At 68.9% G+C, this 16,167-nt stretch carries 14 protein-coding genes; 6 read left to right on the top strand and 8 right to left on the bottom strand.

All coding sequences use genetic code 11. From position 1 onward, the window contains the following. Window positions 1-49 precede the first annotated feature (49 nt). The 3 genes from QSV35_RS07870 to QSV35_RS07860 are packed head-to-tail and all read right to left on the bottom strand — an operon-like array spanning window position 50 to window position 3,623. Window positions 50-1,099, bottom strand: a complete 1,050-nt coding sequence (locus QSV35_RS07870; protein WP_286288108.1) for an ABC transporter permease — start codon at window positions 1,097-1,099, stop codon at window positions 50-52. Then, window positions 1,096-2,121, bottom strand: coding sequence for an ABC transporter permease (locus QSV35_RS07865; RefSeq protein WP_286288107.1), 1,026 nt, complete (start codon window positions 2,119-2,121; stop codon window positions 1,096-1,098). Before QSV35_RS07865 ends, QSV35_RS07870 begins: the two co-directional genes overlap by 4 nt. Further along, window positions 2,118-3,623 (bottom strand): sugar ABC transporter ATP-binding protein, encoded by a 1,506-nt coding sequence (locus QSV35_RS07860; RefSeq protein WP_286288106.1) that lies wholly within the window; start codon window positions 3,621-3,623, stop codon window positions 2,118-2,120. The genes QSV35_RS07865 and QSV35_RS07860 overlap by 4 nt, the downstream gene beginning before the upstream one ends. Before the next feature lie 194 nt (window positions 3,624-3,817). Here QSV35_RS07860 and QSV35_RS07855 point away from each other — a divergent pair, with 194 nt between their 5' ends. The 5 genes from QSV35_RS07855 (at window position 3,818) to QSV35_RS07835 (ending at window position 8,834) form a co-directional block, all read left to right on the top strand. Further along, window positions 3,818-4,819, top strand: a complete 1,002-nt coding sequence (locus QSV35_RS07855) for a LacI family DNA-binding transcriptional regulator (protein WP_286288105.1) — start codon at window positions 3,818-3,820, stop codon at window positions 4,817-4,819. A gap of 72 nt (window positions 4,820-4,891) precedes the next feature. Continuing rightward, window positions 4,892-5,815 carry an alpha/beta fold hydrolase gene (locus QSV35_RS07850; protein WP_286288104.1) on the top strand — a complete coding sequence of 308 codons (924 nt, stop codon included), beginning with the start codon at window positions 4,892-4,894 and terminating at the stop codon, window positions 5,813-5,815. Between the two features lie 16 nt (window positions 5,816-5,831). After that, window positions 5,832-6,881, top strand: a complete 1,050-nt coding sequence (locus QSV35_RS07845; protein ID WP_286288103.1) for a lipoate-protein ligase LplAB — start codon at window positions 5,832-5,834, stop codon at window positions 6,879-6,881. Further along, the gene (locus QSV35_RS07840) at window positions 6,860-7,843 is read left to right on the top strand and encodes a DNA-methyltransferase (RefSeq protein WP_419956824.1); all 984 of its coding nucleotides are present in this window, start codon (window positions 6,860-6,862) and stop codon (window positions 7,841-7,843) included. The genes QSV35_RS07845 and QSV35_RS07840 overlap by 22 nt, the downstream gene beginning before the upstream one ends. A gap of 4 nt (window positions 7,844-7,847) precedes the next feature. Next, complete coding sequence (locus QSV35_RS07835) at window positions 7,848-8,834, top strand: LLM class F420-dependent oxidoreductase (protein WP_286288102.1); 987 nt, start codon at window positions 7,848-7,850, stop codon at window positions 8,832-8,834. A 158-nt stretch (window positions 8,835-8,992) separates the two neighbouring features. Here QSV35_RS07835 and QSV35_RS07830 read toward each other — a convergent pair whose 3' ends face one another. The 5 genes from QSV35_RS07830 to QSV35_RS07810 form a co-directional block, all read right to left on the bottom strand. Continuing rightward, a complete protein-coding gene (locus QSV35_RS07830; protein WP_286288101.1) occupies window positions 8,993-10,477 on the bottom strand; it encodes a carboxylesterase/lipase family protein in 1,485 nt (494 codons plus the stop codon). Window positions 10,478-10,486: 9 nt separating this feature from the next. Further along, window positions 10,487-11,800, bottom strand: coding sequence for an MFS transporter (locus tag QSV35_RS07825; RefSeq protein WP_286288100.1), 1,314 nt, complete (start codon window positions 11,798-11,800; stop codon window positions 10,487-10,489). Window positions 11,801-11,964: 164 nt separating this feature from the next. Next, window positions 11,965-13,140, bottom strand: a complete 1,176-nt coding sequence (locus QSV35_RS07820; protein WP_286288099.1) for an ROK family transcriptional regulator — start codon at window positions 13,138-13,140, stop codon at window positions 11,965-11,967. A 61-nt stretch (window positions 13,141-13,201) separates the two neighbouring features. Further along, window positions 13,202-14,014 carry a histidine phosphatase family protein gene (locus QSV35_RS07815; RefSeq protein ID WP_286288098.1) on the bottom strand — a complete coding sequence of 271 codons (813 nt, stop codon included), beginning with the start codon at window positions 14,012-14,014 and terminating at the stop codon, window positions 13,202-13,204. Window positions 14,015-14,090: 76 nt separating this feature from the next. Beyond that, window positions 14,091-14,729, bottom strand: coding sequence for a TetR/AcrR family transcriptional regulator (locus tag QSV35_RS07810; protein ID WP_286288097.1), 639 nt, complete (start codon window positions 14,727-14,729; stop codon window positions 14,091-14,093). Window positions 14,730-14,836: 107 nt separating this feature from the next. Here QSV35_RS07810 and QSV35_RS07805 point away from each other — a divergent pair, with 107 nt between their 5' ends. Next, on the top strand, window positions 14,837-16,135 hold the full coding sequence (locus QSV35_RS07805) for an MFS transporter (protein ID WP_286288096.1): 1,299 nt from the start codon (window positions 14,837-14,839) through the stop codon (window positions 16,133-16,135). Window positions 16,136-16,167 lie beyond the last annotated feature (32 nt).

The following is a 16,167-nucleotide window of genomic DNA, read 5'->3' as shown; positions in this document are numbered from 1 at the left end:
TTCCTGGGTTCTGCCGCGGGCGGAGCGTCGCGGCGGGTCTGCGGTCTCGTCATCCGGCTGTGGTGACCGCGACAGCTGGTGGGGACTGCTTCGGGCGGCGTCGCCGGTTCTGCAGCCAGTTGAGGACGCTGGCGGCGACGACCGAGACGATGAGCAGAACGCCCGTGATGATGTTGATGACGTCGGAGGTGACGTTCGCGAGGCGCAGCGCACTCGACAGCGTGCCGATGAGCAGCACTGCGGCCACGACCCCGTAGAGCCGCCCGCGGCCGCCGAACACCGACACGCCGCCGAGCACGACGGCCGCGATGACCTGGAGCTCCAGGCCCGTCGCGTTGTCGCCGCGCGCGCTGCCGAAGCGAAGCGTGTAGAAGATGCCCGCGAACGCGGCGACGAGGCCGGAGAGGACGAACAGGATGAGCTTCGTCCTGTCGACATGCACGCCGGAGAAGCGGGCCGCATCCTTCGACAGTCCGATGGCGTAGATCCCGCGACCGAACGGGGTGAGGTGGAGCAGCACCGCGAAGATCGCGAGCAGGATGGCGAACGGGAACATGATGTACGGGATCGTCGTGCCGTGGATGTTGGCCTGGGCGAGGGCCCTCCACTCGCTCGGGAAGTCCGTGACCGCGGTCGTGCCGAGGATGCCGACGGCGATCCCACGGAACAGGGCGAGTGTGCCGATCGTCACCGCGAGCGACGGGAGGCCGACGGCGGTCACGAGCAGTCCGTTGAACGCCCCGCCCACGAGGCCGACGATGAGGGCGGCGAGCGCGGCCAGTCCGAAGGGAACGTGCATCTGGACGAGCGCGCCGGTGACGACGCTCGACAGGCCCACCATGCTGCCGACGGACAGATCGATCTCGCCGGTGACCATGACCAGCGTCATCGGCAGCGCGATGAGCAGGATCGGGGTCACGTCGAGGAGGAGGAAGGTGAGGGTGATCGGCTGTCCGAACCCGCGGATGGTCGACATCGCGACGACGGCCACGATGACGAGCAGCGCGACGATCGCCATCTCTCGGGTGAGGAGGACGCGGCGCCAGAGCGGTCGGCCGTGGTCCGGGATGCGCCGGGCGGGTGCTGTGGGGCTGCTCATGCGTCGTCCCTCGCTTCGATGAGTCGTTGTCTCTGGCGGATCGCCAGGAACCGGTCGAGCACGATGGCGCCGAGGATCAGCACGCCGACGACCGCTCCCTGCCAGAAGTCCGGGATGCCGAGCACGGGAAGTGCGCGGTTGATGGTGAGAAGGAGGAAGGCTCCGATGGCCGCACCCCACACGGTTCCGACACCACCGGTGATGGCGACGCCGCCGATCACGGCTGCGCCGACCGCCTGCAGCTCCCATCCGGTTCCGGCCTGCGAGTCCACCGTCCCGTACCGCGCGGCATAGAAGACGCCGGCGAGCCCGGCGAGCGCGCCCGAGAGGACGAAGGCGGTGAGCAGCCGTCGTGTCACCCGCAGGCCGTACAGCCGGGCCGCCGCGGGGTCGGATCCGATCGCGTAGTACTCGCGACCTCCCCTCGTGTTGCGGAGGTACCACGCGGCGGCGATCAGCACCACCGCGGCCACGATCGTGAGGATCGGGATGGTGAGGATCTGTCCGGTCCCGAGTCCGAGGAAGGCGGGCGGGAGGTCGGACGCGTTGACGCGATTGCTCCCCGCCCACACCACGGCGATGCCGCGGTACGCGTACAGCGTGCCGAGCGTGATGACCATTGCCGGAACCCGGGCCAACGCGACGAGCGCTCCGTTGATGATCCCGAGCACGGCGCCCAGCAGGACCGCCAGCAGGACCACCACCGGGATCGGGATCCCGGGGACGTCGCTGAACAGCCGGCCGGTCAGGTAGGCGGTGAGACCGACGATCGACCCGACGGAGAGGTCGACGTTCCTGGTCATGATGACGATCGATTCGCCGATGGCCACGAGGACCAGGATCGAGGGCGTCAGCAGCAGGTCGCGCCATCCGTCCGGGCTGAACAGGAACGCCGGGTTCTTGATCGTCGCAGCGGCGATCACCGCGGCGAGGGCGATGAGGATGCCGACCTCTCGGGCGCGCCCTATGGCGGCGAGCGTCGTGGTCACGCTGGAGGTGCGGAGCGCGGTGGTCGTGGTCATCGGTGCTGCTCCGTGGAGTGGGTGGCTGCGAACATGACGTTCTCGGACGTGGCCTCGGCGCGGGGGAGTTCGGCCGTGATGCGGCCTTCGTGCATGACGAGGACGCGGTCGGCCATGCCGAGCACTTCGGGAAGCTCGGACGAGATCATGAGGATGCCGATGCCCTGGCCCGCGAGCTCGGAGAGGAGACGGTGCACCTCCGCCTTCGTGCCGACGTCGATGCCTCGGGTCGGCTCGTCGACGATGAGGACGCGAGGGTTCGTGGCGAGCCACTTCGCGAGCACGACCTTCTGCTGGTTGCCTCCGGACAGGGTGCCCGCGACCGTGTCGAGCGCGTGCGTCTTCACCTCGAGGCGGCTCGCCCAGACCTTCGCCGCGCGGTTCTCCATGCCGGTCGTCAGGATTCCGAACTTCGAGAGCTGACGGCGGATCGACAGTGTGATGTTCTGGCCGACGCCGGACTCGATCACGAGGCCCTGCTTGCGACGGTCCTCGGGCACGAGCGCGAGGCCTGCGCGCATCGCGTCCGTCGGACTGCTGCGCGGGACCGTGCGGCCGAGCAGCCGTACCTCGCCGGCGCTGTATGGGTCGATGCCGAAGACAGCGCGCGCGACCTCGCTCCGGCCGGCGCCCACGAGACCGGCGAGTGCGACGATCTCACCGGCGCGCACGTCGAACGAGATGTCGTGGAACACACCTGCGCTCGTGAGGCCCGAGACCTCCAGAAGGGGTTCGCCGATCGGCACGGTCTGCTTCGGGAAGAGCTCCGTCACGTCGCGGCCGACCATCTGGCGCACGAGCTGATCGACCGTGGTCTCCGAGATCGGCGTCGTCGCGATGTACGCGCCGTCGCGCATCACCGTCACGGTGTCGCAGAGCGCGAAGACCTCGTCGAACCGGTGCGAGATGAACAGAACCGCGCGACCTTCGTCGCGCAGACTGCGTGCGACGGCGAAGAGGCGCTCGACCTCCACGCCGCTGAGCGCCGCGGTCGGCTCGTCCATGATGAGCACGCTGGCGTCGAGTGAGATCGCCTTCGCGATCTCGATGATCTGCTGATCGGCGATCGACAAGCCCTCGGTGATGCGGTCGGGGTCCATCGTGACGCCGAGCCGGCCGAAGATCTGCGCCGTCTCCTGCCGCATCGACCTGCGATCGATCCGTCCGAGCCTGCCCGTCGGCTGCCTTCCCATGAAGATGTTCTCGGTGACCGACAGATCGGGGAACAGCGTCGGCTCCTGGTAGATGACGGCGATACCGGCGGCCTTGGACTGCGCGGTCGTGGAGAAGTCGACGGGCTCGCCGTGCAGGCGGAAGTCACCCGAGTCGCGCCGGTACAGTCCGGCCATGATCTTGACGAGCGTCGACTTTCCGGCACCGTTCTCGCCGATCAGAGCGTGGATGGACCCCGGCTCGAGCGTGAGGCTGCCCGACCGCAGCGCGATGACCGGGCCGAACGATTTGGCAACGCCTTCGAGCTGCAGGACGGGGGATTCGTTCATGCGCGTTGTCACGTCCTCTGCGTTGAGAAATGAATCGTTTCAAGACTGTGACTGCAGTCTGACCGAGCGCGATGGCGGATGTCAAGTGGTCCTTGTCGAAATACGTCAAACTGTGACTGATTCGTTTCAATCGGATCGGCGGGGCGGGGTGCCGCGCCGTACGAGACCGGTACAGTCTCACGAGGAGGTGCGTGATGGCGGTCAGCGTGCGAGATGTCGCCGAGGACGCGGGCGTGTCCGTCGGCACCGTGTCCAATGTGCTCAATCGACCCGAGAAGGTCTCCGCTGAAACGGTGGCGCGCGTGCAGTCCGCGATCGCGCGACTCGGGTTCGTGCGCAACGACGCCGCACGTCAGCTGCGCGCAGGGCGGAGCCGCACGATCGGGCTCGTGGTCCTCGACCTGCGCAACCCCTTCTTCACCGAGGTCGCCCGTGGAGCCGAGGAACGTGCGAACGCGCACGGTCTCACTGTTCTCGTGGCCAACAGCGACGAGAACGCCGACCGGGAGGCGGTCCACCTCGACCTGTTCGAGGAGCAGCGGGCGCTCGGCGTGCTCGTGACACCGGTCGCGGAGAACATCCCGCGCCTCGCGCTCATGCGGGATCGCGGCATCCCGACGGTCCTCGTCGATCGCGAGTCGCGAGACGTGCGGTTCGCCTCCGTCGCCGTCGACGATGTGGAAGGCGGCCGCGTCGCGGCCGAACATCTTCTCTCCGTCGGGCGTCGCAGGCTTGCCTTCGTCGGAGGCCCGGTCTCGATCAGGCAGGTCTCCGACCGCCTCGAGGGCGCACAGGCAGCCGTCGCGGCGGCGGGCGCTGCCCTGGAGTTCATCGGAACGGCAGCGCTCACCGTCGACGAAGGGCGCCGAGTGGGGGAGCAGCTGCTGTCTCGCGATCCCGTCTCCCGGCCCGATGCGATCTTCGCGGCGAACGATCTCCTTGCGCTGGGGATTCTGCAGAGCCTGGTGATGACGGGCGATGTTCATGTCCCGGCCGACATCGCCCTCATCGGCTACGACGACATCGACTTCGCGTCCGCCGCCGTGATCCCGCTGAGCTCGATGCGGCAGCCGGCGGCACTCATCGGATCCACGGCGGTCGATCTGCTGCTCGCGATGCAGGATGCGGGCGGAGAAGCCCAGCGCCACGTGGTGTTCCAGCCGGAACTGGTCGTGCGGGCCTCGACGGTCGGTTGACTCGCCCCACGCCGAGAGTCGGCTTCTCCGGGCCGCGCGACGAGAACGCCACCCCCACGTAGAATCCTGCGCATGGCTCCGCTCGAAGAAGACGGCCCCGCCGCACCCGACGGCACCCCCGCGCCGCTCGCCACACCCGCCACCGAGGAGCGATCGTTCACGGATGCCCGTGGCATCCGGATCGTCTACGACGTGCACCCCGCGCAGACGACCACGCGCGCGATCGTGCAGCTGCTGCACGGCGTCGGCGAGCACGCCGGGCGCTACCCGGCGCTCGTCGCCGCGCTCACGGCGGCCGGGTACACGGTCTACGCGGACGACCACCGGGGCCACGGACGCACCGGGATGGGGCAGTACGGCGATGCCGCCAAGCTCGGCCGCCTCGGTCCGGGCGGGCATCCCGCTGCGGTCGAGGCGATCTGGCTGCACACGCAGATGATCCGGGCGGAGAACCCCGACCTGCCGCTCGTGATGCTCGGGCACTCGTGGGGCTCGTTCCTTGCGCAGAAGCTCGTCAACCAGCACCCCGACGCGTACGACGGACTGATCCTCTCCGGATCGGCTCTCCTGTGGCCCGGTGCGCTCAACGGGGGAGACCTCAACAAGCCGTGGCGGGCGAAGGATGCCACCGGCCTCGAGTGGCTCTCCTCGGATCCCGCGGTGTGGGCCGACTTCGCCGCCGATCCGCTGACGAACGACACGCCGATGCTCAAGCTGTTCGGCCTCCTCGATTCCGCGCGCCAGTTCGGCAAGCCGCGCAAGAACCTCGGCCGCGACATCCCGAGCCTCCTCATGGTCGGCGGCGAGGACACCGTCGGCGGACCGCGCAGCGTCCACATGCTCGCGGATGCGTATCGCACCCGCTCGGGCTTCACCGACGTGACGACCCTCGTGTACCCGCGCGACAGGCACGAGATCTTCAACGAGAAGGACCAGGTCGAGGTGCGCGCCGACCTCCTGGCCTGGCTCGACACGCGTTTCCCGGCCCGCGACTGACCCGTACGCTGGGATGATGCACGGCGAATACAAGGTCCCCGGCGGAAAGCTCGTCGTCGTGGACCTCGAGGTCCGGGACGGGCGCATCGCGGACTTCCGCCTCGCGGGCGACTTCTTCCTCGAGCCGGACGACGCCCTGGCCGATATCGACGCGGCGGTGAACGGACTGCCGGTGGAGACGGATGCGGCGGGCATCGCAGCGGCCGTGCGCGGTGCGCTTCCCGAGGGCGCGCAGCTGCTCGGCTTCACGCCGGACTCGGTCGGCACCGCGGTGCGCAGAGCACTGGTGACGGCTCCCGGCTGGAAGGACTTCTCCTGGGAGGTCGTGCACGAGAAGCCGGTCTCGCCGCGCATGAACCTCGCGCTCGACGAAGTGCTCACCATGCGCGTCGGCGACGGGCGCCGCAACCCGACGCTCCGGCTGTGGGAGTGGAACGAGTCCGCCGTCGTCATCGGGTCGTTCCAGTCGCTGCGCAACGAGGTCGATCCGGAAGGCGCCGCGCGCCATGGATTCGACGTCGTCCGCCGGATCTCCGGCGGCGGCGCGATGATGATGGGTGCGAACTCGATCGTCACGTACTCGCTGTACGTGCCGGCATCCCTCGTCGCGGGCATGACGTTCGCCGACTCGTACGCCTTCCTCGACGATTGGGTGCTGCAGGCGCTGCGGTCGCTCGGGATCGACGCCGTCTACCAGCCGCTCAACGACATCGCCGGCCCGCACGGCAAGATCGGCGGCGCCGCGCAGAAGCGGCTCGCCAACGGCGGGGTGCTGCACCACGCGACCCTCAGCTATGACATGGACGGCCAGGTGATGACGGAGGTCCTCCGCATCGGCCGCGAGAAGCTCAGCGACAAGGGCACGGTGTCCGCAGCCAAGCGCGTCGACCCGCTCCGCAGCCAGACCGGCCTCTCCCGCGAGGCCATCATCGAGCGGTTCATCGACACGTTCTCGAACCTGTACGGAGCCGTGCCCGGATCCATCACCGCCGAGGAGTACGCCGAGGCGGAGGCGCTCGTCGCGTCGAAGTTCGCGACGGATGCATGGCTGAACCGCGTCCCGTGACCGTGGAGGCTCCAGTCCCCGAGCCCGCCCAGGGGTCGGCGCCCGTGTCGGGCGAGATCCGCATCCATCACGGTGACAACCTGTCCGTCATGCAGGCGCTATCCGGCGGCTCGTTCGCCCTCGTGTACCTCGATCCGCCCTTCAACACCGGGCGCACGCGCACGAAGGCCGTCGAACGTGCGACCCGAACTCCTCAAGATCGTGCTGAATCCAGCCAGGTGGAGCCGGTGTCAGCCGATCCGGGGTCGGAACTGAGGAGTTCCGAACCGGGCGGCGAGACCACACGCGTGCACGCCGGGTTCCACGGGCGCGACTACGAGCGGCTGCGCGGCGACCTGCGCGCCTACGACGACCGGTTCGACGACTACTGGGGGTTCCTCGAGCCCCGGTTGACCGAGGCGTGGCGCCTTCTCGCCGACGACGGAACCCTCTACCTGCACCTCGACTACCGCGAGGCGCACTACGCCAAGGTGCTGCTGGACGCCCTGTTCGGGCGCGATCGGTTCCTCAACGAGCTCATCTGGTCATACGACTACGGTGCGAAGAGCAGGCGCCGGTGGCCGACGAAGCACGACACGATCCTGGTGTACGTCAAGAACCCGAAGACGTACTTCTTCGACGCGGATGCCGTCGACCGCGAGCCGTACATGGCCCCCGGTCTCGTCACGCCGGAGAAGGCGGCGCGCGGGAAGCTGCCGACGGATGTGTGGTGGCACACGATCGTGCCGACGACCGGCCGCGAGAAGACGGGATACCCGACGCAGAAGCCGGAGGGGATCCTGCGGCGGATCGTGCAGGCATCCAGCAGGCCCGGCGATGCCGTCCTCGATCCGTTCGCGGGCAGCGGCACGACGGGAGCGGTTGCGACCGCGCTCGGCCGCGACGCGGTGCTGATCGACGAGAACCAGGACGCGATCGAGGTGATGACCGCGCGGATGCCGCGCGCCCGCGTCATAGCCTGAGGTCATGCGTTTCGGAACCTTCCTCCCCCAGGGCTGGCGATTCGACCTCGTCGGCATCGACCCCGCAGACCACTGGCCCACGATGCGCGCGCTCGCCGAGCGCGTCGACGCCGGCCCGTGGGAGTCGCTGTGGGTCTACGACCATTTCCACACGACTCCGGTGCCGAGCGAGGAGGCCACGCACGAGGCGTGGACTCTCATGGCCGCGTTCGCCGCATCCACCCGCCGCATCCGGCTCGGCCAGATGTGCACCTGCATGGGCTACCGCAACCCGACGTACCTCGCAAAGGTCGCCGCGACGGTCGACCACGTGTCGGGCGGGCGCCTGGAGATGGGCATCGGCGGCGGCTGGTACGAGCACGAGTGGCGCGCGTACGGGTACGGATTCCCGGAGGTCCCGGAGCGGTTGCGGATGCTGCGCGAGGGCGTCGAGATCATGCACCAGGCGTGGACGACCGGCACGGCGACCCTCGACGGCCTGCACTACCAGGTCGACGGCGCGATCGTGCAGCCGCAGCCCGTCCAGGAGGGCGGCATCCCGCTGTGGGTCGCCGGCGGGGGCGAGAAGGTGACGCTGAAGATCGCGGCGCAGTATGCGGGCTACACGAACTTCGCCGGCTCGCTCGAGGACTTCGACCGCAAGAGCAGCGTGCTGCGCGGGCACTGCGACGCGCTCGGCCGCGATTTCGGTGCGATCACCCGCAGCTCGAACTTCAACACGATCGTCGGGGCGACCGAGGCGGAGGCGCGCGACCGGCTCGCCGCGGTCAAGGCGCGACTCCTGCCCTTCGTCGGGCAGCATCACGCCGACCGCATCGAGCACGACTACCTGACCTCGGACGCCTTCGGCACGCCGGAGCAGGTCGCCGAGCGCCTCGCGGTGCGCGCCGCGCACGGGCTGGGCTACAGCATCCACTACTTCCCGGAGCTCGCATACGACGCATCCGGGGTCGAGCTCTTCGAACGCGAGGTCATCCCCGCCCTCGCCTAGACATGGGACGGGCGGCGTCCCTCACACCCGTGGAGGGACGCCGCCCGTGTCTGGAAGCTGCGTTTCGTCTCGGTCGTCCCTCCCTCGCACAACGACCCGCGCAGGGTGATCTGCCCGTGGTCGTTGAGCGAGCGCAGCGAGACGAAACGCAGTGACGGTTACAGCAGGGGCCGGACCCCGGCGTAGCCGTCGCGCTGGACGTCGGGGGAGGATGCGGACCCCCCGAACACGCGCGTCGCGCCGGGCTGACCCGACCACGACGGCCATTCCGCCGTGCTCTCGCGGATCAGCGCGACTGCCGCGCCGTGCGTGGCATCCGCCAGCGCCTGCGGCGGCTTCGGTCCTGCGAGAGCCGGGATTCCGACCGGCGAGTCGAGGCAGTCGAACCAGAACGGCACGTCGATGCAGTGCACCGCCGATCCGAACGGCGATCCCGCGTACGAGTAGCGGTACACCCACGTCGGGGCGGCGCCGCGCGCGTCGGCGGTCCGGATCACCGCGGTCTTGAACATCTTGTCCGAGATGTACCGCCCGACCACGGCCGCGTGGCCCTTCGCGACCACCGCCGGGTTCGCCGCGAGGTAGCGCCTGCGCGCATCCCTCTTCAGGCCCATCTTGCCGAGGAGGAGCGACAGCGGGATCCAGCGCAGCTTCTTCTCCTGACCCGCGAGCGCCATGGAGAACTCGTCGTCCGTCGCACCGAGGACGAGCGGCTTGTCCGCGCCGACGCCGGCGACGAGCGAGTCGATCGTCGGACGCACGAGGAGGTCGCCGTCGATCGCGGGCCCGAGCATGAGACCGCCGTCGAGCAGCACGCTCAGGTCCTTGATGTCGGTCGCGGCCTTCTGCGCCTCGATCAGCTTCTCCTCGTCGACCTCGGTGAAGGCGGCGAGCGTCGGCTCGATCCCGAGCTTGTTCGCGACCGTCGCCGTGAGAGTGCGCGCGTTCTCCGGTGTGACGTCGGCGGTCGCACCGGACAGCGCCCACACGCCGTGGAACAGGTGCTGCGCCTTCTCCATGCCGAGCAGGGTCAGCACGGCGCCGCCGCCCGCGGACTGTCCCGCGATCGTGACGCGGGACGGGTCGCCGCCGAAGGCGCGGATGTTCTCCCGCACCCACTCCAGCGCGGCGATCCAGTCGCGCACGCCGCGGTTGTCGGGCGCGCCGTCGACGTGCCCGAAGCCGACGAAGCCGAGGCGGTAGCCGACCGACACCGTCACGACGCCGTCGCGGTTGAAACTGCGGCCGTCGTACCAGGGGCTCGCGGGGGAGCCGGCGAAGTAGCCGCCGCCGTGGATCCACACGAGCACGGGGAGTTCCGCATCCTCTTCGCCCGGTCTGGGCGTGAAGACGTTGACGTTCAGGGTCGACTCGCCGGGGATCGACGGCTCCGGGATGAGGGTCACGCCGGGGTCGCCGCGCTGCGCAGTGGCCGCGAAGTCGAGCGCGTCGCGCACGCCCTCCCAGCGGGTCTTGCGCACGGGGGCGGCGAATCGCAGGTCGCCGACGGGGGCCTCGGCGAACGGGATGCCGAGGAACGCCGCGCTGCGCACGTCCGATCCGACGGTCGGGCGCCACGCGCCGCGCACACGGCCGGTGGGGGCGTCGACCTCGACGAACGTGTCGATCTGGGTGTCTGTCACGAGTCCTCCTTAGCGGACGCCCTTGATGGGGGCCGTTGCGATGGCCGCGAGGATCACGAAGATGATCGCGAACACGAAGAGCATCGCATAGCCGCCGAGGGCGCTGATGATGAGCAGGGCGATCGAGGGGCTGAGCGCCTGCGGGATGTTGGTGGCGACGTTGAGGATGCCGAGGTCCTTCGCGGCGGCCCCTCCCGGGTTCGGCAGCACCTCGGTCATGAGCGCGGCGTCGACGGCCATGTACACGCCGAACCCGAGGCCGTTGATGACGCTCATGAGGATCATGCCGGTCATGTTCGGCATGATGAGCGGCATCACGAACCCGACGGCCATGATGACCGAGGCGACGTAGATGAACACCTTGCGGCGGCCGACCTTGTCGCTCCACCAGCCGGAGAGGCCGATCGCGAGCAGTGTCGGGACGAACGCGACGAGCGTCAGCGTGAGGACGGCGCCCTGCGCCGCGGACAGCGACAGGCCGATGTACTTCTGCAGCATGTACAGCTGGTAGCTCGAGACGACGAAGTAGCCGAGGATCAGGAGGAACCGTGCCGCGAACGCCCACGCGAAGTCCGGGTGCTTGCGCGGGTTGACCCAGAAGCCCTTGAAGAAGGCCGCCCAGGAGAACTTGTCGCGCGCCGCGTCCTTCGACGACCAGTCGCGGTTGACGAGGACGAAGAGGGCCGTCACGACGATCACGCCGATGCCGAAGATCGAGTACGCGACGCCGAAGTGCGCGGCGAGGGCGCTCGCGATCATGACGCCGATCATGCCGCCGAGCTGCATGCCGATGCCGAGCATGGCGCTCGCGCCGCCGCGCTTGGAGCGCGGGAAGCGGTCGGCGGTGATCGTCGTCAGGGGCGCCTGCAGGAAGTTCAGGGCGACCTGGATGACGACCCAGAAGACCGTGATCCAGACGAGCTGCGTGAGCGAGCCCATGCCGAGCAGCAGGATGCCGCCGACGAGCGCGCCGATCACCATCCACGGGGCGCGGCGGCCGAACCGCGAGCGGGTGCGGTCGCTGAAGGCGCCCGCGAGAGGCTGGGCGAACAGCGTGAAGACGAACGACGTCGTCGTGACGATCGCGAGATTGGCCTCCGCGTGCTTCTCGCCGAAGAGGACCTGCACCTGCGTCGGCAGCAGGATCGCGATGAGGCCCGCGTACGTCGCGAACAGCGTGAGGCCGGCGATCAGCATGCTCGGGAGCAGGCGCTTGGTGGCGGGCGGGCTGGCGGCCGGCTCGCCTGCGGCGGGCGCGGTGGCGGAGATGACGCCGGTGGGGGCGACGGCGGCGGCCTGATCGCCGACGGGGTTTGCGGACACGTGACTCCCTCTTCCTTGAAGATGTCGGGTGCGGAGCGAAAGCCGAACAGCGTTCGGTAATGAGATTGTCCGCCATCTCCCGTAAAAATTCAAGTCCTGAATTATCACGATTCCGCGCGCGAGGGTGCATTCGTTCTGAACCGATACCCCCTCGGCGCGTGGGGTCAGAACGCGAGCGGATCGGCGAGGAGCCGTTCGCGGGCAGCGCGTTGCGCGCCGACGAGCGCCGCGTCCTTTCCGAAGGCGCTCGCGACGACGCGTGCGGTCGGGTAGTCGCCGGCGCCCAGGATGTGCGGCTGGATCGATGCGAAGGTCGCGTCGACGTCGGCGGCGAGATCCGCGAGGAAGCCGCCCAAGACGATCAGCTGCGGCGCCAGCGTCATCGCGGTGATCTGCAGCGCGCGGGCGATCTCCGTCCGCCCGTGCGACCAGGCGGCGATCGCGGCCGGCTCCCCGGCGCGGACGCGTGCGATGAACTCGTCGAGGGCGGAGGTGAGCCCGCTCTCCTCGGCGAACGGGGTCAGCCCGGCGCGCTCGAGCAGGATGTCGGGACCCGCGACGGTCACGAGGCACCCCCGCTGGCCGCACGCGCACAGTTCGCCGTCGGGCACGATCGGCACGTGTCCGAGAGCACCGCCGATGACGAGCGGCGGGGTCTGGTCGAAGACCGTGGCGCCGCCGATGCCGGAGTCGCCCTTGAGGTACAGGAGCGACCCGATGCCGCCGCGCGCGGCATGTTCGGCGCGGGCGGCCACCGTCGCGTCGTCGCGCAGCGAGATCGATCGGTCGAATACGGCGACGCTGCGCGACCGGTCGCGCAGCAGCGCGATGACGTCGACTTCGCCCCATCCGAGATCGGTGTCCGCGAGGACGACCGCGGGATCCCCGCCGACCGGCGCCCACACGACAACGGAGAGATCTGCGATGCGGCGGGGGACCGCATCCACCGCCTCGTCGATGACCGACGCCAGTACGGAGGCGACCGCCGCCGGATCCCCGAACGGGCGGCCGTGACGCCGCTCGACCCGCGCCAGCGTGTCTCCCGCGATATCGGAGACGACCGCCGTCGCGTGATCGGCGTCGAGGAGCGCGGTCACGAGGCAGACGTCGTCGCCCGCAGGCTCCAGGAGGACGCGCGGCCGACCCTTGGCTGCGGCGATCGCGCTCGACTCGCGGACGAGACCGGCCTCCACGAGATCCGCCACGAGCGACGTCACCGCACCCCGGGACAGGCCCGTCGCGTCCGCGATGTCGCTGCGCGCAGCCGCGTCCGCCTCGAGCACGCACCCGAGCACGAGGCCCAGATTGCGGCGGCGGATGTCCGCGGTGTCGAGGGGCATGGATGCATCGTAGGCGCAGCGAAGGGCGGCACTCCTGAGAGCACCGCCCTTCGCCGGGACGTCACTGCGCGTAGCTCGTGTCGTTGACGGACTTCACGGTCCAGGCACCGCCCTTGTACTCGAGCAGGTTCACCGCACCGTTCGCGATGCCCGTGGCCGGAGTCTCGGCGCCCATCGATTCGAGCACGCACGAGATCGAGATGCCGCTCGAGACGACGAGTACCTTGCCCTCGCGATGCTTCGCCGCATCCGAGGCGATCTCGTTCAGCGACGCCATCATACGCACGTCGACGTCGGCGCAGTCCTCGGCCGGAAGGTCGGGGGTGGATGCCACGGTCTTCATGGCGCTCATGAGCTCGTCGAGGTTGTGGGTGAACAGGTCGGCCGGGTTCGTGATGCCGAGCTTCGCCATGATCGGGCCGTACATCTTCGCGTTCTCGGCGCCCTCGAACTTCCCGAAGTCGATCTCGCGCAGGCCCTCCAGTCGCGTCGGCGTGAGCTTCGAGCCCATCGCCTTGAGCATGATCGACGCGGTCTCGAAGTGACGGACCATGTCGGCCGAATAGGCGGCGTCGAAGGTCCCCTCGCGCGCGCTGAGGTTCTTGCCGACGGTCTCCGCGACGTCGCGGCCTGCCGCCGTCAGCGGCGAGTCGGACCAGCCCTGCACGCGGTCGAGCGAGTTCAGGATCGTCTTGCCGTGCCGAGTCAGGTAGATCTGCACGGTGGCGTCACGGTTCGAGGTGGCTGGGCTCGCCGCGGCCGTTCCCACGGATGCGGGTGCCGCGTTCGCGGCCGAGACCGCCCAGCCGGTGAGGGTCGTGGCGCCGATGGCGACCACGGCCGCGATCGCGATGCGGGGGAGGAACTTTCGCATGTCATCTCCTTCGATGTGTCGGAGATGAAAACCTAGCGAGGTTAAGTATTCGGAATCCGCGCTCGTTCCCGAATCGTTATGAGTCTGCTGTGGATGTCTCGCCCGCCGGCGCGCTCGCGGCGGTGTTCGCCGGGGCGGCGCCGAGGAGGGTGAAGAGGGCGTCCACCGTGGCTGCCATGTCGACGTCGCGGTCGAGCAGCCACTGCAGCTGCATCCCGTCGGACACGGCCTGGAGGATGCGCGCGAGCACCTCGGCATCGACCTTGTCGGTCACGCGGCCCGCTTCCTGCTCCTCGGCGATCGACTTCGTGAACAGCTCGCGGATGAGCGCGCTGCGCTGGAGGAAGTACTCGTGCGCGGGGTGCTCGACGTCGCTCGCCTCGACGGCGAGGCGCGAGAAGAGCTCGACGACTCCAGGGACCTCGCTGTTGTGGCGGATGACCCGGAGGTAGCCCTCGCGCATCGGGTTGTAGTGCGAGGAGTCGAGGTCGAAGTGCTCGGTGTCGACCTCGTCGCGCTTGCGCATGATCTCGACGAACAGCTGCTCCTTCGAGCCGAAGTAGTGGAGGAGCCCCGCCTGGCTGAGGCCCACGGCATCTGCGATCTCCCGGACGGATGCCTTGCGGAAGCCCTCGCGGGCGATCACGTCCAGCGCGCTCGTGAGGATCTCCTCGCGCTTGGCGACGCCCTTGGCGTACGAACCTCTCTTGGCCATGCTTCGAGCGTAGACCGGAAAACTCGCTCTTGTGCGTGAAAACCGAGTGTCGTAAGGTTTTGTTGCGCTCAGAGGCGAGCGCTTCCTGCCACACCCGAAGGAATCCCATGACACTGCCGTCCGAGTCCGCGCCAGCCGCGCCGATCACCGAGACCACGTTCGTCGCCACCGCTTCCGGCGAGGACGACCCGCCCGCTCCCATCAAGGGCGTCCGACGCCTCCTGTGGTGGGTCCTTCCCGCCAACTTCGTGATCTTCGCGATCTGGGGCTCGGTGCCGGGCGTCCTGCTGCCCGAGCAGGTTCGCGTGGCCCTCGGCGACAACGACAAGCTCGCGAACATGGTGATCATCAGCACCATCGGCGCGATCGCGGCCATGATCGCTCAGCCGATCGCCGGACAGATCTCGGACCGGACCCGATCGCGCTTCGGTCGTCGTGCTCCGTGGATGATCCTCGGCGCGCTCGCCGGAGCGCTCGCGCTGATCGGGATGGCATTCGCGAACACTCTTCCCGGATTCGTCGTCGCCTGGGTCCTCGTCCAGATCGCGTACAACTTCGCGCAGGGCCCGCTGTCGGCGATCATGCCAGACCGCGTGCCGATCGCTCGTCGTGGTACGTTCGCGACGCTCTCGGGCATCGGTCTCATGGTCGGTGCGCTCGGTGGCTCGATCCTGGGAGCGCTGTTCTTCCACAGCATTTCCGTCGGCTACGTCATCTTCGCCGTCACTGCGCTCGTCGTTCTCACGCTGTTCGTCGTGTTCAACCCGGACCACCCGAGCACGAACTTCGCACGCGAGCCGTTCAGCCTCGGTGACTTCCTCCGCACCTTCTGGGTCAACCCGGTCAAGCACCCCGACTTCTTCTGGGCATTCACCGGCCGCCTGCTTCTCTACACCGGCTACTTCGCGGTCACCGGCTACCAGCTGTACATCCTGACCGACTACCTCCACGTCTCGAAGCCCGAGACGGTCATCCCGCTCCTGGGGCTCATCAGCATTGCGGGTGTCTTGATCACGACGGCGATCTCCGGGCCGCTCTCCGACAAGATCGGCCGCCGCAAGCCGTTCGTGTTCGGCTCGTCGGTCGTCATGGGACTCGCACTGTTGCTGCCGTGGATCTCGCCGACCATCACGTCCTGGATGGTCATGACCTTCGTCATGGGTCTCGGCTTCGGCATGTTCCAGGCGGTCGACACGGCCCTGATGAGCCAGGTCCTCCCGTCGGCGAAGTCGTTCGCGAAGGACCTCGGCGTGGTGAACATCGCCGCGACCTTGCCGCAGACGCTCGCCCCGGCGGTCGGCGGCGCGATCGCGCTGACCTTCGGCTACGCAGGGCTCTTCCCCGTCGGCATCGTCCTCTCGATCCTCGGCGCGTTCTGCGTCTGGTTCATCAAGGCGACCCGCTGAATGACTCCGGGGCGGTGCGAAGCATCCTTCGT

This window comes from Microbacterium candidum (assembly GCF_030315975.1).
Classification (GTDB): Bacteria; Actinomycetota; Actinomycetes; order Actinomycetales; family Microbacteriaceae; genus Microbacterium; species Microbacterium candidum.
The sequence above is the reverse complement of the archived record's forward strand: the minus strand, read 5'-3'. Positions and strand labels throughout refer to the sequence as shown.